Below are 23226 nucleotides of genomic sequence, written 5' to 3'. Positions count from 1 at the left end.
GCTGCGGGTAGTACGTAAGGGTGGGCGACGGCAAATATGTCATCAGGCTGCGTTATGCTGTGGCGCTTTGGTTTTACGCTTTAGGGATTCGGTCATGCATGACCCCAACTGCATTTTCTGCAAGATCATCGCGGGCGATATCCCCTCGCAGAAGGTCTACGAGGACGAGGAGCTGTTCGCGTTCCGCGACATCCGGCCGGCGGCGCCGGTGCATTTCCTGGTGGTGCCCAAGGTGCACGTGCCCTCGATGGCCCAGGTGAGCGCCGAGCATGCGCCGGTGCTGGGGCGGCTGATGACCAAGATTCCCGCTCTGGCCCTGGAGCAGGGCTGCAACCCGTATCCCGATGGCGGCTACCGCGTGGTGGTCAACACGGGCGTCGATGGCGGCCAGGAAGTGCACCACCTCCACGTGCATGTCATGGGCGGGCCACGTCCTTGGCGCGTGGGGTGATTGCTCGGTTTTAAAATGTGTCCTGTTCACTAGGAGATTTCTCATGGGATCGCTTTCTATTTGGCATTGGCTGATCGTTCTGTTGATCGTGGTGATGGTGTTCGGCACCAAGAAACTGAAGAACCTGGGTTCTGATCTGGGCGGCGCGGTCAAGGGTTTCAAGGACGGCATGAAGGAAGGCGGCGAAGCGGCCGGCACCCCCGGCAGCCCGCAGCAGCAGGTCGGCCAGTCCTCCACCACCGACAAGACCACCATCGACGTGGAAGCCAAGAACAAGGGCTGACCCAACGCCGGGCGGCCGTGCCTGCGAGCGCGGCCCTGGCTGACGGACACACCTTGCTGGCGACTATGCACGCATGTTTGATTTAGGCATTTCCAAGATGGCCTTGATCGGCGCTGTCGCGCTGATCGTGATCGGGCCCGAAAAGCTGCCGCGCGTGGCGCGCACCGTAGGGGCCTTGCTGGGCAAGGCGCAGCGCTATGTGGCCGACGTGAAGGCCGAGGTCAACCGCTCGATGGAGCTGGACGAGCTGCGCAAGATGAAGGACTCGGTGGAGACGGCCGCACGCGATGTGGAAAGCTCCGTGCGCACCAACGCCGCCGATTTCGAGAAGGGCTGGAACAACGAGGTCGGCGCGGTGGAGCGCAGCCTCTCCGGCAGCGACAGCACGTCCTCGTCCACCGAATCGTACGCCGAGGACTACGGCAGCTACACGGCATCGGCGGTGACGCCGGCCTACCGCCACCCCGGCAAGAAGTGGCGGCTCAAGCGCGGCGCGACGCCGCAGTGGTACAAGCAGAGCGCGGGGGTGCGCACCCACGTGCAGTCGGGTGCGGCGCGGGTCGCGCGCTTCAGGCCCCGGAAGTCATCGTCGTGACCTGCACTTTTTCTGTGGCCCACGCGGTCGCTGGCTGATCCATGTCTGATAACCGTTCCCAAGAAGATGAGCTGGCTGGCACCGAGCAGCCTTTCGTGCAGCACCTGATGGAGCTGCGCAACCGGCTGCTGTTCTGCGTCTACGGGGTGCTGGCGGCGCTGGCCGTGCTGGCGTTTTTCCCGGGGCCGGACGGCTTGATCGATTTCATCGCCCGTCCCATCAAGATGCACATGCCGCCCGATGCCAAGCTGATCGCGGTGGGCGTGTTCTCGCCGTTCCTGGTGCCGCTCAAGGTGCTGGGCATGGCGGCGGTGCTGGCGGCGCTGCCGTGGATCATGTACCAGCTCTGGGCCTTCGTGGCGCCGGGCCTGTATTCGCACGAGAAGCGCTTCGCGATGCCGCTGATCATCATCGGCAGCCTGCTGGCCTATATCGGCATCGCCTTCGTGCAGCTGTTCGTGCTGGACCGCATGTTCGGCTTCATCCAGCACTTCACGCCGGCGAGCGTGGCGGCCACGCCGGACATCGCCTCGTACGTCGAGGCCATCCTGTCGCTGTATATCGCCTTCGGCCTGGCGTTCCAGGTGCCGATCGTGGTGATCCTGCTGGTGCGCGTGGGCCTGGTGGACATCGCCAAGCTCAAGTCCTTCCGCGGCTACTTCATCGTCGTCGCCTTCGTGATCGCCGCGGTGGTGACGCCGCCCGACGTGTTCTCGCAGCTGGCGCTAGCGATCCCGATGTGCGTGCTCTACGAGATCGGCATCCTCGGCGCCTCGTGGCTGACGCGCAATGCCAAGAAGCCGGACGATGCCGGGGAGGGCGCTTCGGCGGCCGACCAGCAGCAGTCCTGAGCTATCAAAAACAAGAGCGGCTGGCGCTTGCTGTGCAAGCAATCCAGCCGCTTTTCTATTGAAAATTGTTTATTGGTGAGTGCGAGCAGCTATTCTTTTTGATGGCCCCTCGGCTTGGCACCACCTTAGCGCCGCCGCAATTGCCCGCTGGGGCGCCGGGTTTCGGGCCGGGTGCCGGGGGTGACATTGATCTGCAGCGTGGCCTCGCCGCGGCGCACGGTCAGCGGGGCTTCCTTGCCGGGGGTGAGCGTGGCCACGGTGGACAGCAGCTGCGAGACATGGCGCACCGGCTGCTCGGCCACCTGGGTGATCACGTCGCCGGGGCGGATGCCGGCCAGCGCGGCCGGGCCGTTCTGCAGCACGCCGGTGATGATGACGCCTTCGCTGGCCTTCACGCCGAAGGTCTCGGCCAGTTCGGGCGTCAGGTCGTTGGGTTCGACGCCAATCCAGCCGCGCGTGACCTTGCCGTCGCGCACGATGCTGTCGAGCACGTTCTTGGCGATCGAGACGGGAATCGCGAAGCCTATGCCCATGCTGCCACCCGAGCGAGAGTAGATGGCGGTGTTCACACCCACGAGGTTGCCGTTCACGTCCACCAGCGCGCCGCCGGAGTTGCCGGGGTTGATGGCGGCGTCGGTCTGGATGAAGTTCTCGAAGGTGTTGATGCCCAGCTCGCTCCGGCCCAGCGCGCTGATGATGCCGCTGGTCACCGTCTGGCCCACACCGAAGGGGTTGCCGATGGCCAGCACCTGGTCGCCGACCTCGATGCTGTCGGAGTTGCCCAGCACGATGACGGGCAGGCGGTCGAGTTCGATCTTCAGGATGGCGAGGTCGGTTTCCGGGTCGGTGCCGATGACCTTGGCCCTGGCCTGGCGGCCGTCGGTCAGCGTGACCTGGATGTCGTCCGCACCCTCGACCACGTGGTTGTTGGTCAGCACATAGCCGTCGGGGCTGACGATCACGCCGCTGCCCAGGCCCGCCTGCGACTGCGTGCCCTGGTCGCCGAAGAAGAACTGGAACCACGGGTCGTTGGCGCGCGGATGCCGCACCTCGGTGCTGGTGTTGATGCTCACCACCGCCGGCGCCGCCTTCTTGGAGGCCGGGCTGAAGCTGCTGGTGGCCACCGAGGCGCGGCTGCTCGCGTTGTCGGGTGCCTCGATCAGCGCGATGCCGGCGCTGCTGCGGGTGGCGCCGCCACGCTGCAGCCAGCCGGGCTGCAAGGTGGCCACGACGAAATAAATGCCAAGCAGTACGGTGACCACCTGGGCAAACAGAAGCCAGAGGCGTTTCATAGGGCGGATGAGGAGGGGAAGAGGGGCATGGGGTCTGGGCGCGCCGGCGGCGGCCCTGCATGCCGATGATTATGTCATCCGTGCCTGTGCGCGGTGGGTTCACGGTGGCGGCGCAGCACTTCATCGCGCCTGGCGACTGCAGGAATCGCCGATGGCGATGCCCGTATGGGCGAGCAATCCTAGGGTTACTACCTAAAATCGTCGTTTCGACTGCGCCTTTCCTGCACATTGCGGTTCCTCGCGAACTGGCCATCCTCCAGGCTTGCCTGCCCCGATCCCGTACCCCGGCGATCCCCGAACCCGGTGATTGCGCTCAAAACTGCGCCGCATCGCACCGCGCTGTCTTCTGAAAGCTAGAGGACACATGACTTCGCACACCTTCCCCCAAGGCGCCGCAGCGGCGCCTGCCCGCGCGCTGACGCGCGGCGACTACAAGACCCTGGGCCTGTCCGCCCTGGGCGGCACCCTGGAGTTCTACGACTTCGTGGTGTTCGTCTTTTTTGCCAACGTGATCGGTTCGCTGTTCTTTCCGGCCGAGATGCCCGACTGGCTGCGCCAGCTGCAGACCCTGGGCATCTTCGCCGCTGGCTACCTGGCGCGGCCGCTGGGTGGTGTGCTGATCGCGCACTTTGGCGACGTGCTGGGCCGCAAGAAGATGTTCACGCTGTCGATCTTCCTGATGGCCGTGCCCACGCTGGTGATCGGCCTGCTGCCTACGTATGCGTCCATCGGCATCGCGGCGCCGCTGCTGCTGCTCTTGATGCGCGTGCTGCAGGGCGCGGCCATCGGCGGCGAGATGCCGGGCGCCTGGGTGTTCGTGGCCGAGCACGCGCCGGCGCGGCACTATGGCTTTGCCATCGGCGCGCTCACCTCGGGCATCACTGGCGGCATCTTCCTGGGCTCGATCATCGGCGTGTGGCTCAACAGCAGCTACAGCGCCGCCGAGATCCACGACTGGGCCTGGCGCCTGCCCTTCCTGCTGGGCGGGGCGTTCGGCCTGGTGTCGGTGTACCTGCGCCGCTTCCTGCACGAGACGCCGGTGTTCCAAGAGCTGCAGGCGCGCAAGCAGGCAGGGCGCGAGCTGCCGCTTAAGACCATCCTGCGCGACCACCGCGCGGCCTGCGTGCTGGTGGCGTTGATGACCTGGGTGCTGTCCACCGCCATCGTCGTGGTGGTGCTGTTCACGCCCGCCTACCTGCAGAAGGTGTTCCACATCGCCCCGGCCTTGGCCATGCAGGCGAATGCGCTGGCCACCGTCACGCTGACGCTGGGCTGCGTGTTCTGGGGCTGGCTGTCGGACCGCCTGGGCACCCGCACGGCCATGGTGCTGGGCTGGCTGGGCATGAGCGCCACGGCCTACCTGTTCTACCTGGGCCTGCCGGGCACCGAGGCCTCGCTGCTATGGTCGTATGCGCTGGTGGGCTTCTTCGTGGGCAGCATCTCGCTGCTGCCGGTGGTCGGCGTGCGCGCCTTCCCGGCGCCGGTGCGCTTCACCGGCCTGTCCTTCGCCTACAACACGGCCTATGCGGTGTTCGGCGGGCTCACGCCGATGCTGGTCTCGGTCTGGCAGCAGACGGATGTGATGGCCCCGGCCCACTATGTGGCGGCCATGGGCATCCTGGGCGCGGTGCTGGGCTTCTGGCCGCTGGCCTGCAGGGGCTGGCAGCCTACCAGCGGCCGCTGAGCATCAGCAGGCCGGGCACCCAGCAGGTGCCCACGCCGCAGGCGATGGTGTAGTGCGGCAGCAGGCGCAGGCGGCGGCCCAGGCCCATGGACAGAAAGAACAGCAGCCACAGGCTGGACCACAGCAGCCACAGCACGGCCATGCGCCAGTCCGTCTCGGCCGCGGCATAGGCCAGCGCGCTGACGGCCACGAAGCCGCTGTACCAGCCCAGGCCCTCGCCCTTGAGGCCGAACCAGTTTGTCGCGGCCGCATACAGGTAGGTGAAGGCGAACAACAGGCCGCCGGCGCTGGCGAAGTAGTCTGGCGTGCCGCTGCCGCGCACCAGGCCGAGCAGGTTGGTGAACAGCGCCAGCAATCCCACCAGCAGGTTGAGCACCACCGTGTCGCGCGGCTCGACGCGGCCTGCCAGGGACAGGCCGTTGACGATCAGGACCGCGCCGATGAAAAGGAGTGCAACGCCGAGCATGGGGAATCCGCAGAGCTAGAGGGTGGAATGGAAGGCGCGCTAGCTTAGAGGCTTTGCCCACGCCTTTTTCGCACCCTGCGGGCATAAGAGAAATGCCCCATCTGAGACAATTGCGCGATGACGATACAACGGCAGGATGTGCTACGCGCCTTCGACGAGCTGCTGCAGCCCGAGCGCTTCAAGGACTACGGCCCCAACGGCTTGCAGGTGGAGGGCAGGGCGGAGATCCGCAAGATCGTGAGCGGCGTCACCGCGTCGCGCGCGCTGATCGACGCGGCCATCGCCGCCGGCGCGGATGCCATCTTCGTGCACCACGGCCTGTTCTGGCGCGGCTACGACGGCCGCATCACTGGCTGGATGAAGCAGCGCATCGAGCGCCTCATCAAGCACGACATCAACCTCTTCGCCTACCACCTGCCGCTGGATGCGCATCCGGTACTGGGCAACAACGCCCAGCTTGGCCGGCAGCTCGGCTGGGAGGCCGACGCACGCTTCGGCGAGCAGGACCTGGGCTTCATCGGCAGCGTGGCCGAGCAGCCGCCGGCCGCCGTTGCGGCGCATTTGCAACAGGTGCTGGGGCGCTTCGTCACGTCGGCGACAAGCGAGAATGTCCATCCGATCCGCCGCATCGCCTGGTGCACCGGCGGCGCGCAGGGCTTCTTCGAGGCCGCCATCGCGGCGGGGGCCGACGCCTTCGTGACCGGCGAGATCTCCGAGCCGCAGGCTCACCTGGCGCGCGAGACCGGCGTGAGCTTCTTCGCCGCCGGCCACCATGCCACCGAGCGCTACGGCGCGCCGGCCGCGGCCGGGCATGTGGCGGCACAGCTCGGGCTGGCGCATGAGTTCATCGAGATCGACAATCCGGCCTAGATTGCTATTAAATATATAGCTTTTAGCGCTTGATGCATAAGCGCTAGAGCCGATTTTTATTCAAATACCATGTCCCTACCGCTATTGGCCATCACCCAGGGCGACCCCGCCGGCATCGGCCCCGAGATCATCGCCAAGGCCTTCCGCGATGCCGGGCCGGTGATGCAGGGCTGCTTCGTGGTCGGCGAGGTGCAGACCCTGCGCCGCGCTGCGGCCTGCATCGCGCGGCCGGGCGACGTGCTGCTGCCGGTGGCCGAACTGAGCGCTGCCGCCGAGGCCGCGACCGTGCCGCCGCGCTGCATCCCGGTGCTGCCGCTGCCTGGCCTGCCGGGGCCGCTGCCCTGGGGGCAGGTGCAGGCCGAGGCCGGCCGGGCCGCGGCCGAATGCGTGCAGTGGGCCGCGCGCGCCGCGCTGCGCGGCGAGATCGCCGGCCTGGTCACCGCGCCGCTGCACAAGGAGGCGCTGGCACTGGCCGGCGTGCACTACCCCGGCCACACCGAGCTGCTGCAGGCCGAGGCCGCGCAGCACGCCGGCGTGCCGCTGGCGCAGATGCCGGTGCGCATGATGCTGGCCAACGATGCGCTGCGCACCGTGCTGGTCAGCATCCATGTCTCGCTGCGCGACGCCATTGATGCGGTGAGCCAGGACAACGTGCTGCAGACCATCCGCATCACCCACGCCTCGCTGCTGCGCTCGCTGGGCCGTGCGCCGCGCATCGCGGTGGCGGGGCTCAACCCGCATGCGGGCGAGGGCGGGCTGTTCGGGCGCGAGGAGATCGAGCACATCGCGCCCGCCATCGCGGCGGCGCATGCCGAGGGCATCGCCGCCGTCGGCCCCGAGGCGCCGGACACTGTCTTCATGCGCGCGCGCCACGCGGCCGACAAGCCGGCCGAGTTCGACGTGGTGGTGGCGATGTACCACGACCAGGGCCTGATCCCCGTGAAGTACCTGGGCCTGGACCAGGGCGTGAACGTGACGCTGGGCCTGCCGCTCACCCGCACCAGCCCCGACCACGGCACCGCCTTCGACATCGCCGGCCAGGGCGTGGCCGATGCCTCCAGCCTGATCGAGGCCGTGCGCATGGCCAGGGCGCTGGCGGCCTCCTGAGGCATGAAAAAAGCAGCCCGGAGGCTGCTTTCAAGGATTGCAAACAATGGCTGGCAAGCCCGGGGGACGGCCAGTTTGTTGCATTTACTCCACAGTTATTTCTTCAGGCTGTCGCGTATTTCACGCAGCAGCACGATGTCTTCCGGTGTTGCGGGTGCGGCTTCGGGGGCTGCAGGTTCCTCGCGCTTCAGGCGGTTGATCTGCTTGATCATCAGGAAAATGATAAAGGCCAGGATGATGAAGTTCACCGCCACGGTGATGAAGTTGCCGTAGGCCAGCACCGGCACGCCGGCCTTGCGCACGGCTTCCACCGTATGGGCCGTGCCCTCGGGCACCGAGCCCAGCGCCAGGAAGTAGTTGGAAAAATCCAGCTTGCCGAAGATGAGACCGACCAGCGGCATGATCAGGTCGGCCACGACCGAATCCACGATCTTGCCGAACGCACCGCCAATGATCACACCGACCGCGAGGTCGATCACATTGCCCTTGACGGCAAATTCGCGGAACTCTTTCATGAAGCTCATTTTTTGCCACTCCTCTGATGCTGAACAAAGACTGCAGTATCGCAGACGGCCAAGGGTTTGGGCGCATTGAACTCTTGATTTACCCTCCGCTACAATCCGCCCGAAACACGAGCGCATGGTTAAGAACATGCTCTCAAAAGCTAAGCGAAGTACATCGAGGATCCCCCCCATGAGTGACTCTCCCATCGACTCCAGCAAACGGACGTGGCTGATCGCGTCCGGCTGCGCTGGCGCCGTTGGCGGCGTGGCAACCGCCGTCCCTTTCGTGTCATCGTTCCAGCCGTCTGAAAAGGCCAAGGCCGCAGGTGCTGCCGTGGAGGTGGACATCTCCGAACTCAAGCCCGGCGAAAAGATGACCGCGGAGTGGCGCGGCAAGCCGGTGTGGATCCTGCGCCGCACCAAGGAGCAGCTCGATGGCCTGCCCGCCCTGGACAGCCAGATGGCCGATCCCAAGTCGGAGCGCACCTCCTATCCCACGCCCGAGTACGCCAAGAACGAGTGGCGCTCGATCAAGCCCGAGGTGCTGGTGCTCGTCGGCATCTGCACCCACCTGGGCTGCTCGCCCACCGACAAGCTGGTGCCCGGTCCGCAGCCCTCGCTGCCCGACGACTGGAAGGGCGGCTTCCTGTGCCCCTGCCACGGCTCCACGTTCGACATGGCGGGCCGCGTGTTTAAGAACAAGCCCGCACCGGACAACCTCGAGGTGCCGCCCCACATGTACCTGTCGGACACCAAGCTCCTGATCGGTGAAGACAAGAAGGCTTGAGGGATACGACATGGCACACGAATTCAAGGACATCTCGCCCAACGCCCCGGCCAGCGCCAAGCTCGGCAACTGGCTGGAGAACCGCTTCCCGACAGCCTTCGACGCCTACCGCGTCCACATGTCGGAGTACTACGCGCCGAAGAACTTCAACTTCTGGTACATCTTCGGCTCGCTGGCGCTGCTGGTGCTGGTGATCCAGATCGTCACCGGCATCTTCCTCGTGATGCACTACAAGCCCGACGCCGCCAAGGCCTTCGAGTCGGTCGAGTACATCATGCGCGACGTGCCCTGGGGCTGGCTGATCCGCTACATGCACTCCACCGGCGCCTCGGCCTTCTTCGTCGTGGTCTACCTGCACATGTTCCGCGGCCTGCTGTACGGCAGCTACCGCAAGCCGCGCGAGCTGGTCTGGGTCTTCGGCTGCGCGATCTTCCTGTGCCTGATGGCCGAAGCCTTCATGGGCTACCTGCTGCCCTGGGGCCAGATGTCGTACTGGGGCGCCCAGGTGATCGTGAACCTGTTCTCGGCCATCCCCTTCATCGGTCCTGACCTGGCGCTGCTGATCCGCGGCGACTACGTGGTGGGCGACGCCACGCTGAACCGCTTCTTCAGCTTCCACGTGATCGCCGTGCCGCTGGTGCTCCTCGGCCTGGTCGTGGCCCACCTGCTGGCGCTGCACGACGTGGGTTCGAACAACCCCGACGGCATCGAGATCAAGGGCGCGAACGCGCCCAAGGATGCCAACGGCCACCCGCTCGACGGCGTGCCCTTCCATCCCTACTACACGGTGCACGACATCTTCGGCGTGACCGTGTTCCTGATGGTCTTCACCGCGGTGGTGTTCTTCGCCCCTGAGTTCGGCGGCTACTTCCTCGAGTACAACAACTTCATCCCGGCCGATCCGCTGAAGACGCCTTCGCACATCGCCCCGGTCTGGTACTTCACGCCGTTCTACTCGATGCTGCGCGCCATCACCACCGAGATGATGTACGCGATCTCCGCCATCCTCGTGATCGCGGTGGCCTATGTCTGCGTCAAGACCCGCCTTGCTGGCGCCCTCAAGGGCCTGCTGGTGATCGTAGGCCTGGTGGTGCTGGCCCTGTTCGGCGCGTTCGCCTTCACCGGTATCAAGGCGCTGGCCGGCATCGACGCCAAGTTCTGGGGCGTGGTGGTGATGGGCGGCGCGGTCATCATCCTGTTCTTCCTGCCCTGGCTGGACCGCAGCCCGGTCAAGTCCATCCGCTACCGTCCGAGCTGGCACAAGTACGTGTATGCCGTGTTCGTGATCGATTTCGTCATCCTGGCCTACCTGGGCGTGCAGCCGCCGTCGCCCATCGGCGAGAAGGTCTCGCAGGTCGGCACGCTGTTCTATTTCGGATTCTTCCTGCTGATGCCGTGGTGGAGCCGCCTGGGCGAGCCCAAGCCCGTGCCCGAGCGCGTCACTTTCGCAGCGCACTGACCAGGAGGAACCACACCATGATGAAAAAAATCGTTCTCTCCGCGCTGACCGCACTGGGCCTGACCCTGGGGGCCGCGGCGCACGCTTCCGAAGGCGGCATCGCCTGGGACAAGGCACCGGTCAACACCACCGACACTGCCTCGCTGCAGAACGGCGCCCGGCTGTTCGTGAACTACTGCCTGAGCTGCCACTCCGCTGCCTTCATGCGCTACAACCGCCTGAAGGACATCGGCCTGACCGACCAGGACATCAAGGACAACCTGCTGTTCACCACCGACAAGGTCGGCGAGACCATGAAGGCCGCGATCGATCCGCGCCAGGCCAAGGAGTGGTTCGGTGCGAATCCGCCCGACCTGACCCTGGTGGCGCGCTCGCGTGCCGGCCACAATGGCACCGGTGCGGACTACCTGTACACCTTCCTGCGCACCTTCTACAAGGACGAGACCAAGCCGACCGGCTGGAACAACCTGGCCTTCCCGTCGGTGGGCATGCCCCATGTGCTGTGGGAACTGCAGGGCGCGCGCGTTCCGGTCTATGAAGAGAGCGAAAGCCACGGCCACAAGGTCGAGCTTTTCAAGGAGTGGAAGCAAGTGACGCCGGGCAAGATGTCGAGCCAGGAATACGATAAGAATGTGGGTGATTTGGTGAACTATCTACAATGGATGGCTGAGCCGGCGCAAAACACCCGAGTTCGCGTAGGTGTCTGGGTATTGCTCTTCCTGCTGGGCTTCACCGTGATTGCCTGGCGCCTGAACGCTGCGTTCTGGAAGGACGTGAAGTAATTCTGCTGCGATGATCAAGCCCGGCGGACTGCGGGGCTTGAATTCCGGTTGTCGATTTGTGTAGAGTGGGCAGTTTGATGGCTGCCCACTCTTTTGATTTTTAGGAGTCTTACACCATGATGGTGCTTTATTCGGGAACGACCTGCCCTTTTTCCCACCGCTGCCGCTTTGTGCTGTTTGAAAAAGGCATGGATTTCGAGATCCGCGATGTGGACCTCTTCAACAAGCCCGAAGACATCAATGTGATGAACCCCTACGGCCAGGTGCCCATCCTGGTCGAGCGCGATCTGATCCTGTACGAGTCGAACATCATCAACGAGTACATCGACGAGCGCTTCCCGCATCCGCAGCTGATGCCCGGCGACCCGATGGAACGCGCGCGCGTGCGCCTGTTCCTGCTGAACTTCGAGAAGGAACTGTTCACCCACGTGCACACGCTCGAGGAACGCGGCACCAAGGGCAACGAAAAGGCTCTCGAGAAAGCCCGCTCGCAGATCCGTGACCGCCTGACCCAGATGGCCCCGGTGTTCCTGAAGAACAAGTACATCATGGGCGAAGGCTTCTCGATGCTGGACGTGGCGATCGCACCGCTGCTGTGGCGCCTGGACTACTACGGCATCGAGCTGTCGAAGAACGCCGCGCCGCTGCTGAAGTACGCGGAGCGCATCTTCTCGCGCCCCGCCTACATCGAGGCGCTGACGCCGTCCGAAAAGGTGATGCGCAAGTAACCCCGCCGCGGCCCCTGCAAGGGCCGCAGCAAAGAGATGGTGATGAGCGAAATCCAGACCACTTCCACCCAGCCCTATCTGATCCGAGCCTGGTTCGAATGGTGCAACGACAACGGCCTGACGCCGTACCTGAGCGTGCGCGCAGACCGTACCGTGCAGGTGCCGCGCGAGTTCGTCAAGGACGGCGAGATCGTGCTCAACATCAGCTACGACGCGACCAACGCGCTGAAGCTGGGCAATGACTACATCGAGTTCACCGCCCGCTTCGGCGGCGTGCCGCGCGAGATCGTGATCCCGGTGAGCCGGGTGGTGGCTATCTTTGCACGTGAGACGGGACAGGGCATGGGCTTTCCGCCGCCGCCGGAGTTGCTGGAAGGCGACGCTGAGGCCTCCATGCAGGCGCTGCAAGCCGCTGCCGACGCTGCCGAGCCGGACGCGGAGGGCGGCCCAGCCGTGGTGCAACTCGTACCCAGCCAGGGCAGTGTGGTAATCGATGAATCCGACGACCCGCCGGAGGCTCCCAAGCCTCCGCCCACGGGTGGACGTCCATCCCTCAAGCGGGTGAAATAACGGAAATGGCGGCGAAGGCCGCCGCCCGCAATATTCCCGTATAGAATCGAAATCTTCGCCGCTTTAGCTCAGTTGGCAGAGCAACCGCCTTGTAAGCGGTAGGTCGTCAGTTCGATTCCGACAAGCGGCACCATTTGACTGTCTTGGATAGTCTCAAGACCTCTAGAAACCCGCATGCCTCTTGGTATTGCGGGTTTTTCTTCGTCTGGCATAGTCTCAGGTCTTCTCTGGACATACCAGCATCTTGTTGGTATTTTTGTTGGCACGTTGCATGCCAGCAGCACGAGGTACCAACAAATGCCGCTCTCGGACACATTCGTCAAGCAAACCAAGCACTCAGGCAGGCCAACAGGCGACAAGCACAGCGATGGCGGCGGGCTTTACCTGCATGTCATGGCCGCTGGCAAGTACTGGCGCATGGCCTATCGCTTTGGGGGCAGGCAGAAAACTCTGGCGCTGGGTGTTTACCCGGCTGTATCCCTTGCACAGGCCCGCAAGCGCCGTGAAGAAGCGCGAGCATGGCTTGCCGAGGGCGTAGACCCGAGTGAGGCAAAAAAAGCCCGTGAAGCCGAAGTGATGGCCTCGACGGCAAACACTGTGCAGGCTGTGGGTGATGCCTGGTTGAAAACCAAGAAGGGCGGATGGAGCGACTCCCACTATAAGCGCGAGAGCCGCAACCTTTCCAAAGACCTGTACCCCTTTATCGGTAGCAGGCCCATCGGTTCCATCGAGCCGCCCGAATTGTTGAAGGTGATCCGCAAAGTGGAGGAGCGTGGGGCTCTGGATGTGGCGCATCGAGTACTGCTGACGGCTCGTGGTGTTTGGCAATACGCCGTTGCCGAAGGCCACGCTCAGCGGGACATCACCCAGGACATCAAGAAGGCGCTGCAAACCCACACCAAGCAGAATTACCCGGCTATTACCAACCCTGCTAAGTTGGGTGAGTTGCTGCGGGCCTGCGATGGCTACAAAGGCGGCCCGGTGGTGCGTGCCGCACTCGCCATCGTTCCGGTATTGTTCCAACGGCCCGGCAACATCCGAGCGATGCGATGGGCCGACATAGATTTAGAGAACGGCATGTGGGCTATCCCCAGTGCCGATATGAAGCGTACCAAGGCTCAGAAGCTGAATGGGGCTGAGCATCTGGTTCCACTGCCTCGACAGGTGGTGGCGGTGTTGCGAGAACTCCAGCCGCTAACGGGCCATCGTGAATACGTGTTCCCAGGCCTTCGCGATCCCAAAACACCTATGTCAGAGGCGGCGGTAAGCGCTGCGCTTAATGCCATGGGTTACAGAGGTATCCAAACTTGGCATGGGTACCGGGCAACGGGCCGCACCATGATTCGCGAACAGCTGCGCTACCCAAAGGACGTGATCGAGTACCAACTTGCCCATCGGGGACAAATCACCCACGGCGGGGCCTATGACAGGGCCGAATACCTGGAGGAGCGCAGGGCAATGCTGCAAGCATGGGCCGACTACCTGGACAAGCTCAAGGCCGGAGCTGAAGTGGTACGGCTGCAGGCATAAACCCCTTTTCAGATCCTTTAGCCAGATGAACCGCACCTCAACCAGTTCCGCTTCGAAACCGGGCAGAAAAACCCGAGCTTCCCGTCAACCTGAAGAAGCCCCTGATTCGGGAGGCGGTGGCATCCGATCGGATGCTTTGAGCGAGGTGAAAAAGCTACCTATTGCCAAGCTTGACCATTGGGCCGAGCGCTTTGGGGTTCCGCGCCTGAACGTTGTTCAGGCCGCTGCGCAAGGGCGCTTCGGGCTGTATTTCATGTTCGATGGCTTTGTCTCCGACCTGCCCAACCCCAATCCAGGGCACCCCCTGCAATTACGTCCCTATCGCGGTTATCTGCTGGCCGACCAGGCAACACTTGAAGCCGTCCTGAATGGCGAGGCGCGCTACGTGCGGGAAGCATACGAGCCCGGTGGCGGGCGGGTGTATGTAGAGTTGGCTCCAAACGGAACACGCGCAACGCCGCTCCATATCCGCACGGATGAGCTTTTCGCTGCGGGAGATGATGTAGCTGCGCAAGCGCCAAAAAGTGTGGGAGTGGATGGGGCGGCAGGTGATCCCGTGTCGCAACAAATGCCGGCAATCACACCTCAGGAGGTGACTGCCCCTGCAGCGTGGAACGCTGTACCGCGCCAGAATGCAGTTGATACGACCAAGCTGGCAACGCGCCAACGACTGATTGATGTTTTTGGGCCATTCACGGGCATGGACTTGTCTTGGTTCAAGAATCTGAGAGATACACCACGATTGCGGGCCGCGCGAAAGGTCACGGGGTTGGGTGGTCGCGGCCAGATAGCCGAACCACTGTTTTGTCCATTCGAGGTTATGCAATGGCTGATGGATGACAAGCGCCGCAACCGTGGTGGCCGCCGTCCACTAGGTCAAGACAAGGGTTGGGCACTGCTGCAGAGGTACTTTCCGGAGGCGTATGCACCCCGCTCAGTTCTTGACCCCCGTGAGGATGATTGACCGGGGCAAAACGGGCTCTTGACCGGGGTTGATTCTGGCGATTCGACGGGGTTCTCGAATGAACTTCACCGGGGTTGGGCGGGCCAGAAATACCCCGGCATCGGAATTCACCTCAATCGCTGGCATGGTGCCACGCGGGATCGAACGAGGTGACTATGAGTCTCGCCCCCCAAACCGTCCGCCCCAAGGATGCCGCCGAACTGCTGGGCATCGGTATCTCAACCCTCTGGCGCTGGGCCAAAGACCGCCCTGACTTCCCCAAGCCGCGCCACCTGAGCACGCGCTGCACCATTTTCGATGTGGCGGAGCTGCTCAACTGGCGCGATGCGCAGGTAAAGGAGGGCGTGTAATGGCCTTCGATCGCACCCGTCTGCCAGATGCGGTGGCCTACTACGAGGGCCAGGGCGTGCAATTCCGTGAGCGCAAAGGCAAGTGGCGCACTACCGCATGCAACTTCCACGGTGGCAGCGACAGCATGCGCATCAATACCGCCTCTGGCGCCTTCGTCTGCATGGCTGGTTGCGGAGCCCGTGGTGGTGATGTGCTGGCCTACCACATGGCTGCCTACGGCCAGGACTTCGCTGCAGCCGCGAAGGAACTGGGCGCATGGGTCGAGGGCAGCAAGCCCACAACACAGCGCCCGACCCCGATTAGCCCTCGTGCCGCCTTGGAAATCTTGCACGCCGAAGCCATGCTGGCCGCCGTTGCGGCCGGCAACGTCGCGCATGGTGTGGTGTTGACCGACGCAGACCGCGTTCGCCTGATGACGGCAGCAGGCCGCATTGCCCGCATCATGGAGGTGTTCCCTTGATGCCTACAGCATTTGCACATTCGGTGGCGGCCTTGGATGCTGACATTGAGGCACGTCCTATTGCGTTGATGCACGATCAGCCAAAGCAAACCGAGCCGCTGATTCCGGGCGAGAACGAGCGCCCCTGCTTCCGGGTATTTGAGGGTTGGTTCAAGCATGACGGCACCACGCAGCGTCCCGGCGTTTGGTACTTCAGCATCACGCCTTCCAGGAAGAAAGATGAACCCCCGGCGTTGACGCAACAATGGATATGCAGCCCCTTGTACATCGATGCAGTCACTACCGACGAGCACGGCAGCAACTTCGGGCGCCAGTTGCGTTTCAAGACCACGCTGGGCCAGTGGCGTACCTGGGCCATGCCCATGGAACTGCTGCGCGCCGATGGTGCTGACCTGCGCGGCGAACTGCTGTACATGGGTTTGGAAATCGACCCCGGCCAGCATCAAATGCTGGGGCGCTATTTGCAGGCGCGCACCCCTGAAAAGCGCATTCGCTGTGTTACGCAAACCGGCTGGGCGACCGAGCAGGCCTTTGTGTTGCCCGCCGAGGTGATTGGCCCCGATGCTGGCGGCGTGGTCTTCCAGTCCGGCGAGAGGCTCAGCGATGAATACGTGACCAAGGGCTTGCTTGAAGACTGGCAGCAGAACGTGGCCGCACTGGCGATCGGCAATCCCCTGCTGATGCTGGCTATCTGCGCTGCATTCGCTGGCCCGGTGCTGAGCCGCGTCAACGCCGATAGCGGTGGCGTGCATTTGGTGGGCGACTCCTCCACTGGCAAGACTACGGCCATCGATGCCGCCTGCTCGGTGTGGGGCGGCCCGGGCTTCCGGCGTTCCTGGAGGGCCACCAGCAACGGCATGGAGGGCGTGGCAGCGCTGTTCAATGATTCGCTGCTGGCCCTGGACGAGATCAGCGAATGCGATGCAAAGGACGTAGGAGCCATTGTCTACAGCCTGGGCAACGGACGGGGCAAGCAACGCGCATCTCGTGCTGGCGCGGCTCGCGCGGTGAGTCGCTGGCGCTGCAGCGTCCTGTCCACCGGTGAGCGCACCATCGGCACCAGCATGGCCGAGGGTGGTTATCGCCAGAAAGCGGGCCAGACGGTGCGCTTGCTGGATGTGCCTGCCCAGCGCACCTATGGAGCCTGGGACAATCTGCACGGCTATTCCTCCGGCGCAGTATTCAGCGATGCACTCAAGAATGCTTGCAAAGCACACCATGGCCACGCCGGGCCGCAGTTTCTGCGTGCGCTGACGGGTGATGCGGACACAGATTTGTCTGAAGCACTGCAAGCCATCAAGGCAGTACCGCAGTTTGTGGCTGCACCCGGCGATGGGCAGGCCGCACGTGCGGCCGAACGCTTTGCCGTGCTGGCGCTGGCTGGAGAACTGGCAACGGGCTACGGTGTGACACCCTGGCAACCCGGCCAGCCCACCCAGGCCGCTGCGGAATGCTTCCATGCCTGGTTGGCCCAGCGCGGCACGACGGACGGCAACCTGGAGCGCACGCAGGTGCTGGAGAAAGTACAGGGCTTCATCGAGCGCCACGGCGACAGCCGTTTTAGCGCGGTTGATGCCGACCCTGAACGTGCCATGCTGATCCGCGATCGCGCGGGCTGGCATGAGCATGCCGGCCCCGATCGCGTCTACCTTTTCACCGCAAGCGGCATGAAGGAGGCATTAACCGGCTTTGACCTGAAACGCGGGCTGGACGTGCTGGAGGAAGTGGGGGCGTTGCCAAAACCTGGGGCGGACGGCAAGCGCTCGGTTTTGCGCCGCATCAGTGGTGACCGTGTGCGCGTATACGCCGTCAATGCGGCCTTGTTGGGCGCATAGCAGTTGCAAGGCATGCAATCAGCTTGGCTTTGAGGTGTTCCATGTGTGCCAGGTGTCCAATCCAACACGCATGCAGCTTTGCGCTGGAACACCTGGCCTGATTGCCGGTGTTCCAGGTGTTCCGGGAGGCGGCGCGCTTGACGTGGAACCTCTGGAACCTATGGGTAATGCCAGGTGTTCCAGCGAATCCTGAGCATTCATGAGCGTTGGACACCTGGAACCCCTGGAGCCCCAAACACACGAATGCCGGTAGCGAAGCGCGCTGGACATGGAGGACGGAAGTTATGGCGCATGGAGTGCTGCGCGGGATGTTTAAGGCGCTGGAAAGGATGAATGGTGTGGACGCTGCGGCTCGCTCTCCATGCCCCTCTGTGGCCAGGGCCCACGGGGTCGAGGTAGCACCCACGGTTCAAGGGTTCACTTGTACGGCAGAAGAGTTGCTTCAGGCTGCCATGTGTGCCTGTGGCTACTGGCGCGATAGTTCCCAAGCTAGAGCGCAGATGAGAGAGGAAATCTTCGAAGCGAAGCCCGAGCACCGCGCGGAGTTGATGCAGATGTTTCGAGAGGACTACCGCTGAGGAATGGCTCGCTTGGTTCCTGTGCTGGTTCCTTTTATGGTTCCACCGCTGGTCGAATATTCCGCCATGAATATGAGCGGTCAACGTTGGTTTGCGTTTGGTACCGCACGCATGCGCGCGTGCGCGGGGAGCGCTCTGCCAATTCAGGCCACCGGGGGCATGATGGTTTCGGAACTGGTTCCAGTGGGGAATATGGCGGCTTGAATAGTGAGTAGACGGTTAGGGCATCGCGGGATTGGCGCAGTGCCACGCGCGCCTATCAGTCGTCGTTGCGGCGCAGCCGCAGCGGAGCTGGGAGCGATGTTGATCCTGCGCGCGCATGCGTCCGCGCTCACGGGGGGCGGTAATTCTTCGCGTGGTCTGCTGTATGTTGACCTTTATCGGCCCTCTAACCGCTCACTGACCTTGCGCCTCATTGTGCAAGGTGTCGAGTCTAGAAGGCGACGGATTTCCGCAGTTTGCGCGTGCAGCAATAGGTGGCGTTTGAGATTGTTCGATTCCCGCAGAGATGCCTCAGCAGAGCATCGTACGCTGATCAACATGCACCTTTTCTGCACGCATGCGCCGGTACTGCGTTGGCGCCAGGCCATACCGTGCACGAAAGGCTCGCGCGAAATGGGCCTGGTCCGCAAACCCCCAGCGGTGCGCTATGTCGCCCACGGACAGTCCGCGCAGGCTGGCAGCAACCAGTTCCTCGTGCGCACGCTCCAGGCGGCACTCCCAGATCAGCTCGCTGACGCTGCGCTCACTGTGCGCGAAAACGCGGTGGAGTTGGCGCGCAGACATGTTCATGGCGCTGGCCACCATCGCAACATCGAGTGCCGGGTCATGCAGATGGGCGGCAATGAAGGTTTCGGCTTGCAGCAGGCGCCAGGCCGCGCTGTCCTGCATTTCCTGGGCCGCGTAGGGATTGACCACTGATTGCAGCAACATGCGGGCCTGCTCGGCCGTGCCAGGAGCCCTGGCAATTTCTGGGCACTCGATGAAGTCCAGCGCCATGCGTCGCAGCGAGGACGCGATCAAGCGGCCCGAGCGCAGGCGTTGATCGACGGGAATCGGTTCTTTCAGGGATGTATCCCCGCGCCCGTATCGCACACGGGAAGCGTCGATCTCCACGATGAGCTGCCGCATGTTGTCCGAAAACCCATACATATACGGCTGCGCGGTGGACAGGACCATGACATCGCCCTGGCGCACCTGGGTGCAGCGTCCGCCCTGGAATACAAAGGCTTCCCCCTGCACCATGATGCAGGCGAACACCGAGTCCTTGGGGTGCGTGCTCAGCAGCGACCGGGTGCGCTCGATCACATGCTGGTTGCCCCGCACATCGGCGATGCCGACGCCGTCCAGGCCAAAGCTCTGCATATCGCACTGCAATCCCTTCGGATCATGCGTAGAGACCGTCATGCCGAGGATTTGCGAGGCGCAGTGAGCCATCCAGAAGTCCAGGCGTTCGTCCGCTGACACCGAGTCAGTGGATGTATGCGAGTGGGGTACCAGCAGGGGGCTCATAGGACCTCGGCTACTTGAGGGCCCGGTGCTCCATGGCCACTGGGCGGTATGGGGCACCTTCGGGCTGCCAACCGGGGTACTCCTTCTGCAAGCTGTCACTTCCAGACAAATCGGATGTCGCTTTCCGGCAAGCGCCACGCAGGGCGTCTCTTTAAACTTGAATCCATTCTATAGCGTTTAAATTTCAAATGAAGCAGAAAATCAAGTTGAAGTTTTGTTAATTCAACTTTGTTTATTGAAGTGTGCTTGATTTATTGGGTTTTTTGATTAAGGGCATTTCGATGATGTTGCACCGCTTTCTCGTGCTTCGCACGTGGATGAAAATCAGGATGTTCATGTTCTTCTATCCACTCCGAAGAAAAATTCTGCTCATGAGCCGGAGGGGCTACTACGATTCCAACGCCGTGGCCTTGGGGCTATTTTTGAATAGAAACACCAGGAATCCGAGGGAGGCGATGCGCTTCGCCAAGGAGCTGCATATCGTCAGGCGCAGACGAGATATTTCTGGCTGCGAAACGTCTGCGGAAGTTTTCAAGCGCGCGGGTTCAGGCCGTAAAGAGTCAGAGTCTGGGGAGGCCAATTCCTGCCCTGAGTCCAGATATGGGGATGCGCCTGGATCTGGTGATTTTTATGACAGGCGAGTCTCATCTTGAGAATTAAAAAATCCATCCGAGATAATGCAATGGGCTACTCTATAAAAAATATGGAAATGGCGGGAGACACCGCAAGCGAGGAAGTGGCCGTCGAACTGACGCAGCGCGATCCCACCTTGAGGCAGCTCACCTGTTTCAAAGAGGTTGCCGAGCACCTGAGCTTCAAGAGTGCGGCGGATGCGCTGTCGATGAGCCAGCCTGCGCTGTCCATAGCGATCCGGGATCTGGAAATCTCCGTGGGCACGGTGCTCTTCCATCGCAGCGCCCACCATGTTCGCCTCAGTGCGGCGGGAGAGGCCATTCGTCCCAAGGTCGAATGGCTGGTGAACAGCCATCGCGTGGGCATGGCGGATTTGCGGCGGTTGCTGAAATACAAGGTCGAGGCATTGCGGGTGGGTTGCATGCCTGCCGTTGCACATCTTGTGGCGCCGTGGGCTGCGCAATGGCACAAGGACCACCCCCTGGTGCTGCTGGAGTGGAGTGATATGCACGCCAATGGCATTGGTGCCGCGCTCGCCTCCGGCGAAATCGATATCGGCATCGGCCTGAATCCTGCGCCAGACGAGTCACTGGAAAGCCATCTGGTGATCGAGGACGACATCGTGGCTGTTTTGCCGGCAGGCCACCGGTTTGCCCCACTGAAGTCTTTGCCCTGGAGCGAGCTGAAGGGTGAATCCCTGGTGATTCTTGCGACCCAGGGTTCGCAGCAGATGGCGACCCATGTGCTGGAGCAGCAAGGGGTGGCGGTTGCCCGCATCCAATTCGTGGAGCACGTCGCATCCCTCGCAGCCATGCTGGACAGCGGGCTGGGGATTGGCCTGATGCCTCGCCTCCATGCGGGTGGCCTGCATCGTGCAGACCTGAGCGTCCATGCCTTGCGGTCGCCCACGCTGTCGCAGCACATCTACCTCATGCGGCGCAGGGCGTCGTCCCAGCACCAGGCGTTGATTCGCAGTTGCTGGGATTTTCTGCGCGAGAAGTCATTGCCCGCCTTCGCCACCGATTTTGCCTCGTCTCGCGCTGGCCTGTAGCGCAAATCAATATGGCTTTGGTTGCGATATTTTGAGTTTCAAAAATAAAAATTTAAATACCTGTTGGATTTGCATTATTTATTTTGAAATTTACCGTTTGCTTTGTTTTATTTAGGATTGTCAAAAATTATTCAATCAGGATTTGAAGTTGATTTTAATTTCTACCGTTGATAGCATTCAATAACGAAATATTATTGGTTTTGATTTTTAAATCTGCATAGCCTTGATTTTAAAAATAAAGAAATATACGGAGACTGTCCTGGATGGTTCTGCTCCATTGGTGGGCCGGACTCGTGTCTGATGGCTTCTCTTATTTTTCATCAATCAATAGCGAATGGCTATTGATTGTGGGGTGCGATTGCGTCATTGGGATGCGTTCGTGCCTGCGCAGATGCTCCAGCTGAATATGCCTTGTGGCGCTGATGCAAGGCCTTGATAACAAGAGGTGAGTAGTGATGATCGAATCAACAAGAAATACCCCAGCTACGATTCCATGGGCTATTGATCCCGGGCTGTGCGACGGCGGTGGCCTGGCAGGCCATGCGCCAGACAAGGCCATGGCTGCGGTTGCCGCGTCCAGCGGATGGCTCAACCGTCTGCAGCCTTGGCATCACTGCTACAGCGTTCGCGAGCCTGCAATGCCTGGCGTAGATGGCAGCGCAGTGCGCTTGCCCGCCATGTTCAACGCGGCCGCGCAGCCCCGGTTACATCAGCACCCTCAAAAGCAAGCCGGGCAGGCGAGCCCGGTCACGTCGGGATTCTCACGGGGCACGAAAGTGCTTGCTTCAAAAAATATAGCTGGTAGCGCAAGCAGCAAGAGAGGATTGGATAGAAATGTATCTAAATCCATTGATGATAAAGCGCTAACAGCTCCTAAAAAAGAAGCAATTCAAGGTCGAGCCAATCGCCGGAGGCGATATGTCTGCAGTCCTCAACGGTTTGCCATGTCGCCGTCATGGGGCGCGCAGGGGAATGTGGCTTCGATGGGTTCCAGAGGAGAGTGCGATGAATAAATTGACAATAAAGACGGATGCTGCCTCTGGGGCGATGCGCCACTCTCTGGTATCGGCGCTTGGTGCGCCTGCAGGCGCGGCCGGTTGCGCTTCTGCGGGGCGGTTGCTCCGATTTTTCATCGGCAGCCTCATCTCTGGCCTGCTGCTGGCCGCCTCGCCTGCCGCCGTGGCGCAGGTGCAGCAGACGAACGAGCTGGTGTACGGCCCCTTTGCGCCGCTCGTCAACGACCGCCAAATCGTGAACGGCAACCCGGTATGGACCTTTAGAACCAATACCAACAACCCCAACGGCAACAACTTCGTTGCGCGTACGCCAGCGCTGACCGTGACGTTCAGTCAATCGAACGTCCAAATCCCCGCATTGGCTTTTGGTTCGGGGCAAAACGGCACCGGTTTCCAGTACAACAGTTCGAATAACATGTTCACCTCTGCCGGTAATTCGGCGCCGGGTACTGGTATTTTCGCCAGTGTTTTCTCGCCCCCCTCTAACGGCGGCATGAACATCAACATAAGCCCGAGCGCAATAGACAGGGCCGGAGTTCCGGCCAATCAGCGCCCAGCCATCACGGACTTGACCCTGACTTTCAGCGAGCCCGTCACCAATCCGATCATTAGTCTCATCGATTTGGGTGGCAACAGCACCAGTTCGGTCTATACCTCGGAATATGAGATGCTCAGCCCGGCCGGGGCGACGCTCACCAAGCTTTCGGGCGTTCCCGCGCTGAATGTCACCAGTACGGCGATCCTCAATGGGGCCAGTAACGCCAACCTGTCGAGTGGGGGGTGCGCCTCCTTCCCAAATGGGACGGGTTGCGGTTCCGTGCGCGTCAACGCCACCAATATCACCAGCGTAACGTTCCGCGTCTTCATG

At 62.3% G+C, this 23226-nt stretch carries 23 protein-coding genes and 1 tRNA gene; 20 read left to right on the top strand and 4 right to left on the bottom strand.

The window, feature by feature from the left end; translation table 11 throughout:
* The first annotated feature begins 94 nt into the window (after positions 1–94).
* From ACYVKR_RS09610 to tatC, 4 genes are all read left to right on the top strand, one after another.
* A complete protein-coding gene (locus ACYVKR_RS09610) occupies positions 95–451 on the top strand; it encodes a histidine triad nucleotide-binding protein (protein WP_460480609.1) in 357 nt (118 codons plus the stop codon).
* Between the two features lie 43 nt (positions 452–494).
* Positions 495–734 carry a Sec-independent protein translocase subunit TatA gene (tatA, locus tag ACYVKR_RS09605; protein WP_460480608.1) on the top strand — a complete coding sequence of 80 codons (240 nt, stop codon included), beginning with the start codon at positions 495–497 and terminating at the stop codon, positions 732–734.
* A 73-nt stretch (positions 735–807) separates the two neighbouring features.
* Positions 808–1329: a Sec-independent protein translocase subunit TatA/TatB gene (gene tatB, locus ACYVKR_RS09600; protein WP_460480607.1), complete on the top strand. Its 522-nt coding sequence runs from the start codon at positions 808–810 to the stop codon at positions 1327–1329.
* Positions 1330–1370: 41 nt separating this feature from the next.
* Positions 1371–2180 (top strand): twin-arginine translocase subunit TatC, encoded by an 810-nt coding sequence (tatC, locus tag ACYVKR_RS09595; protein WP_460480605.1) that lies wholly within the window; start codon positions 1371–1373, stop codon positions 2178–2180.
* Between the two features lie 125 nt (positions 2181–2305).
* On the opposite strand, the gene ACYVKR_RS09590 is transcribed toward tatC, so the two are convergent.
* A complete protein-coding gene (locus ACYVKR_RS09590; protein WP_460480603.1) occupies positions 2306–3472 on the bottom strand; it encodes a Do family serine endopeptidase in 1167 nt (388 codons plus the stop codon).
* A 364-nt stretch (positions 3473–3836) separates the two neighbouring features.
* Here ACYVKR_RS09590 and ACYVKR_RS09585 point away from each other — a divergent pair, with 364 nt between their 5' ends.
* Positions 3837–5156: an MFS transporter gene (locus ACYVKR_RS09585; RefSeq protein ID WP_460480602.1), complete on the top strand. Its 1320-nt coding sequence runs from the start codon at positions 3837–3839 to the stop codon at positions 5154–5156.
* Here the strand turns inward: ACYVKR_RS09585 and ACYVKR_RS09580 are convergent.
* A complete protein-coding gene (locus ACYVKR_RS09580) occupies positions 5140–5622 on the bottom strand; it encodes an AmiS/UreI family transporter (RefSeq protein WP_460480600.1) in 483 nt (160 codons plus the stop codon). The genes ACYVKR_RS09585 and ACYVKR_RS09580 overlap by 17 nt on opposite strands.
* 117 nt (positions 5623–5739) lie before the next feature.
* Between ACYVKR_RS09580 and ACYVKR_RS09575 the strand changes: the two genes are divergently transcribed.
* Positions 5740–6492 (top strand): Nif3-like dinuclear metal center hexameric protein, encoded by a 753-nt coding sequence (locus tag ACYVKR_RS09575; RefSeq protein ID WP_460480599.1) that lies wholly within the window; start codon positions 5740–5742, stop codon positions 6490–6492.
* 69 nt (positions 6493–6561) lie between these two features.
* Complete coding sequence (pdxA, locus tag ACYVKR_RS09570) at positions 6562–7599, top strand: PdxA family dehydrogenase (RefSeq protein ID WP_460480597.1); 1038 nt, start codon at positions 6562–6564, stop codon at positions 7597–7599.
* A gap of 95 nt (positions 7600–7694) precedes the next feature.
* Here the strand turns inward: pdxA and mscL are convergent, their stop codons facing one another.
* Positions 7695–8123, bottom strand: a complete 429-nt coding sequence (gene mscL / locus ACYVKR_RS09565) for a large-conductance mechanosensitive channel protein MscL (protein WP_460480596.1) — start codon at positions 8121–8123, stop codon at positions 7695–7697.
* 169 nt (positions 8124–8292) lie between these two features.
* Between mscL and petA the strand changes: the two genes are divergently transcribed.
* The 11 genes from petA to ACYVKR_RS09510 all read left to right on the top strand — a co-directional run bounded on the left by petA (position 8293) and on the right by ACYVKR_RS09510 (position 17568).
* Positions 8293–8889, top strand: coding sequence for a ubiquinol-cytochrome c reductase iron-sulfur subunit (petA, locus tag ACYVKR_RS09560; protein WP_460480595.1), 597 nt, complete (start codon positions 8293–8295; stop codon positions 8887–8889).
* Positions 8890–8899: 10 nt separating this feature from the next.
* The gene (locus tag ACYVKR_RS09555; protein WP_460480594.1) at positions 8900–10348 is read left to right on the top strand and encodes a cytochrome b; all 1449 of its coding nucleotides are present in this window, start codon (positions 8900–8902) and stop codon (positions 10346–10348) included.
* A gap of 20 nt (positions 10349–10368) precedes the next feature.
* Positions 10369–11130: a cytochrome c1 gene (locus ACYVKR_RS09550; protein ID WP_460480593.1), complete on the top strand. Its 762-nt coding sequence runs from the start codon at positions 10369–10371 to the stop codon at positions 11128–11130.
* Between the two features lie 116 nt (positions 11131–11246).
* Positions 11247–11858, top strand: coding sequence for a glutathione S-transferase N-terminal domain-containing protein (locus ACYVKR_RS09545; protein ID WP_460480592.1), 612 nt, complete (start codon positions 11247–11249; stop codon positions 11856–11858).
* Positions 11859–11900: 42 nt separating this feature from the next.
* On the top strand, positions 11901–12428 hold the full coding sequence (locus ACYVKR_RS09540; protein WP_460480591.1) for a stringent starvation protein B: 528 nt from the start codon (positions 11901–11903) through the stop codon (positions 12426–12428).
* Positions 12429–12485: 57 nt separating this feature from the next.
* Positions 12486–12561: transfer RNA gene (locus ACYVKR_RS09535), tRNA-Thr, on the top strand.
* A 41-nt stretch (positions 12562–12602) separates the two neighbouring features.
* Positions 12603–13958 (top strand): tyrosine-type recombinase/integrase, encoded by a 1356-nt coding sequence (locus ACYVKR_RS09530; protein WP_460480590.1) that lies wholly within the window; start codon positions 12603–12605, stop codon positions 13956–13958.
* 25 nt (positions 13959–13983) lie between these two features.
* Entirely contained in the window at positions 13984–14922 is a 939-nt protein-coding gene (locus tag ACYVKR_RS09525; RefSeq protein WP_460480589.1) for a hypothetical protein, read from the top strand.
* Between the two features lie 155 nt (positions 14923–15077).
* Positions 15078–15272 carry a helix-turn-helix transcriptional regulator gene (locus ACYVKR_RS09520; protein WP_460480588.1) on the top strand — a complete coding sequence of 65 codons (195 nt, stop codon included), beginning with the start codon at positions 15078–15080 and terminating at the stop codon, positions 15270–15272.
* The gene (locus tag ACYVKR_RS09515; protein ID WP_460480587.1) at positions 15272–15733 is read left to right on the top strand and encodes a CHC2 zinc finger domain-containing protein; all 462 of its coding nucleotides are present in this window, start codon (positions 15272–15274) and stop codon (positions 15731–15733) included. The genes ACYVKR_RS09520 and ACYVKR_RS09515 overlap by 1 nt, the downstream gene beginning before the upstream one ends.
* Complete coding sequence (locus ACYVKR_RS09510) at positions 15733–17568, top strand: DUF927 domain-containing protein (protein WP_460480586.1); 1836 nt, start codon at positions 15733–15735, stop codon at positions 17566–17568. The genes ACYVKR_RS09515 and ACYVKR_RS09510 overlap by 1 nt, the downstream gene beginning before the upstream one ends.
* Before the next feature lie 1091 nt (positions 17569–18659).
* Here ACYVKR_RS09510 and ACYVKR_RS09505 read toward each other — a convergent pair.
* Complete coding sequence (locus ACYVKR_RS09505; protein ID WP_460480584.1) at positions 18660–19658, bottom strand: helix-turn-helix domain-containing protein; 999 nt, start codon at positions 19656–19658, stop codon at positions 18660–18662.
* A 649-nt stretch (positions 19659–20307) separates the two neighbouring features.
* Between ACYVKR_RS09505 and ACYVKR_RS09500 the strand changes: the two genes are divergently transcribed.
* Together ACYVKR_RS09500 and ACYVKR_RS09495 are read left to right on the top strand one after the other, a co-directional pair.
* Positions 20308–21342, top strand: a complete 1035-nt coding sequence (locus ACYVKR_RS09500) for a LysR family transcriptional regulator (protein ID WP_460480583.1) — start codon at positions 20308–20310, stop codon at positions 21340–21342.
* 455 nt (positions 21343–21797) lie between these two features.
* Positions 21798–22355: a hypothetical protein gene (locus ACYVKR_RS09495; RefSeq protein WP_460480581.1), complete on the top strand. Its 558-nt coding sequence runs from the start codon at positions 21798–21800 to the stop codon at positions 22353–22355.
* Positions 22356–23226: the final 871 nt, after the last annotated feature.

This window comes from Comamonas humi (genome assembly GCF_054782535.1).
This window is presented reverse-complemented; position numbering and strand designations above follow the sequence as displayed.

Bases quoted from the DNA above. Each gene is read 5' to 3' on its own strand.
- ACYVKR_RS09495 (WP_460480581.1), top strand. From the start codon at position 21,798: ATGATCGAATCAACAAGAAATACCCCAGCTACGATTCCATGGGCTATT.
- ACYVKR_RS09515 (WP_460480587.1), top strand. From the start codon at position 15,272: ATGGCCTTCGATCGCACCCGTCTGCCAGATGCGGTGGCCTACTACGAG.
- ACYVKR_RS09545 (WP_460480592.1), top strand. From the start codon at position 11,247: ATGATGGTGCTTTATTCGGGAACGACCTGCCCTTTTTCCCACCGCTGC.
- petA (WP_460480595.1), top strand. From the start codon at position 8,293: ATGAGTGACTCTCCCATCGACTCCAGCAAACGGACGTGGCTGATCGCG.
- ACYVKR_RS09530 (WP_460480590.1), top strand. From the start codon at position 12,603: ATGCCTCTTGGTATTGCGGGTTTTTCTTCGTCTGGCATAGTCTCAGGT.
- mscL (WP_460480596.1), bottom strand. From the start codon at position 8,123: ATGAGCTTCATGAAAGAGTTCCGCGAATTTGCCGTCAAGGGCAATGTG.
- ACYVKR_RS09510 (WP_460480586.1), top strand. From the start codon at position 15,733: ATGCCTACAGCATTTGCACATTCGGTGGCGGCCTTGGATGCTGACATT.
- ACYVKR_RS09610 (WP_460480609.1), top strand. From the start codon at position 95: ATGCATGACCCCAACTGCATTTTCTGCAAGATCATCGCGGGCGATATC.
- tatC (WP_460480605.1), top strand. From the start codon at position 1,371: ATGTCTGATAACCGTTCCCAAGAAGATGAGCTGGCTGGCACCGAGCAG.
- tatA (WP_460480608.1), top strand. From the start codon at position 495: ATGGGATCGCTTTCTATTTGGCATTGGCTGATCGTTCTGTTGATCGTG.
- ACYVKR_RS09525 (WP_460480589.1), top strand. From the start codon at position 13,984: ATGAACCGCACCTCAACCAGTTCCGCTTCGAAACCGGGCAGAAAAACC.
- ACYVKR_RS09585 (WP_460480602.1), top strand. From the start codon at position 3,837: ATGACTTCGCACACCTTCCCCCAAGGCGCCGCAGCGGCGCCTGCCCGC.
- pdxA (WP_460480597.1), top strand. From the start codon at position 6,562: ATGTCCCTACCGCTATTGGCCATCACCCAGGGCGACCCCGCCGGCATC.
- ACYVKR_RS09505 (WP_460480584.1), bottom strand. From the start codon at position 19,658: ATGAGCCCCCTGCTGGTACCCCACTCGCATACATCCACTGACTCGGTG.
- ACYVKR_RS09520 (WP_460480588.1), top strand. From the start codon at position 15,078: ATGAGTCTCGCCCCCCAAACCGTCCGCCCCAAGGATGCCGCCGAACTG.
- ACYVKR_RS09580 (WP_460480600.1), bottom strand. From the start codon at position 5,622: ATGCTCGGCGTTGCACTCCTTTTCATCGGCGCGGTCCTGATCGTCAAC.
- ACYVKR_RS09590 (WP_460480603.1), bottom strand. From the start codon at position 3,472: ATGAAACGCCTCTGGCTTCTGTTTGCCCAGGTGGTCACCGTACTGCTT.
- tatB (WP_460480607.1), top strand. From the start codon at position 808: ATGTTTGATTTAGGCATTTCCAAGATGGCCTTGATCGGCGCTGTCGCG.
- ACYVKR_RS09575 (WP_460480599.1), top strand. From the start codon at position 5,740: ATGACGATACAACGGCAGGATGTGCTACGCGCCTTCGACGAGCTGCTG.
- ACYVKR_RS09555 (WP_460480594.1), top strand. From the start codon at position 8,900: ATGGCACACGAATTCAAGGACATCTCGCCCAACGCCCCGGCCAGCGCC.
- ACYVKR_RS09540 (WP_460480591.1), top strand. From the start codon at position 11,901: ATGAGCGAAATCCAGACCACTTCCACCCAGCCCTATCTGATCCGAGCC.
- ACYVKR_RS09550 (WP_460480593.1), top strand. From the start codon at position 10,369: ATGAAAAAAATCGTTCTCTCCGCGCTGACCGCACTGGGCCTGACCCTG.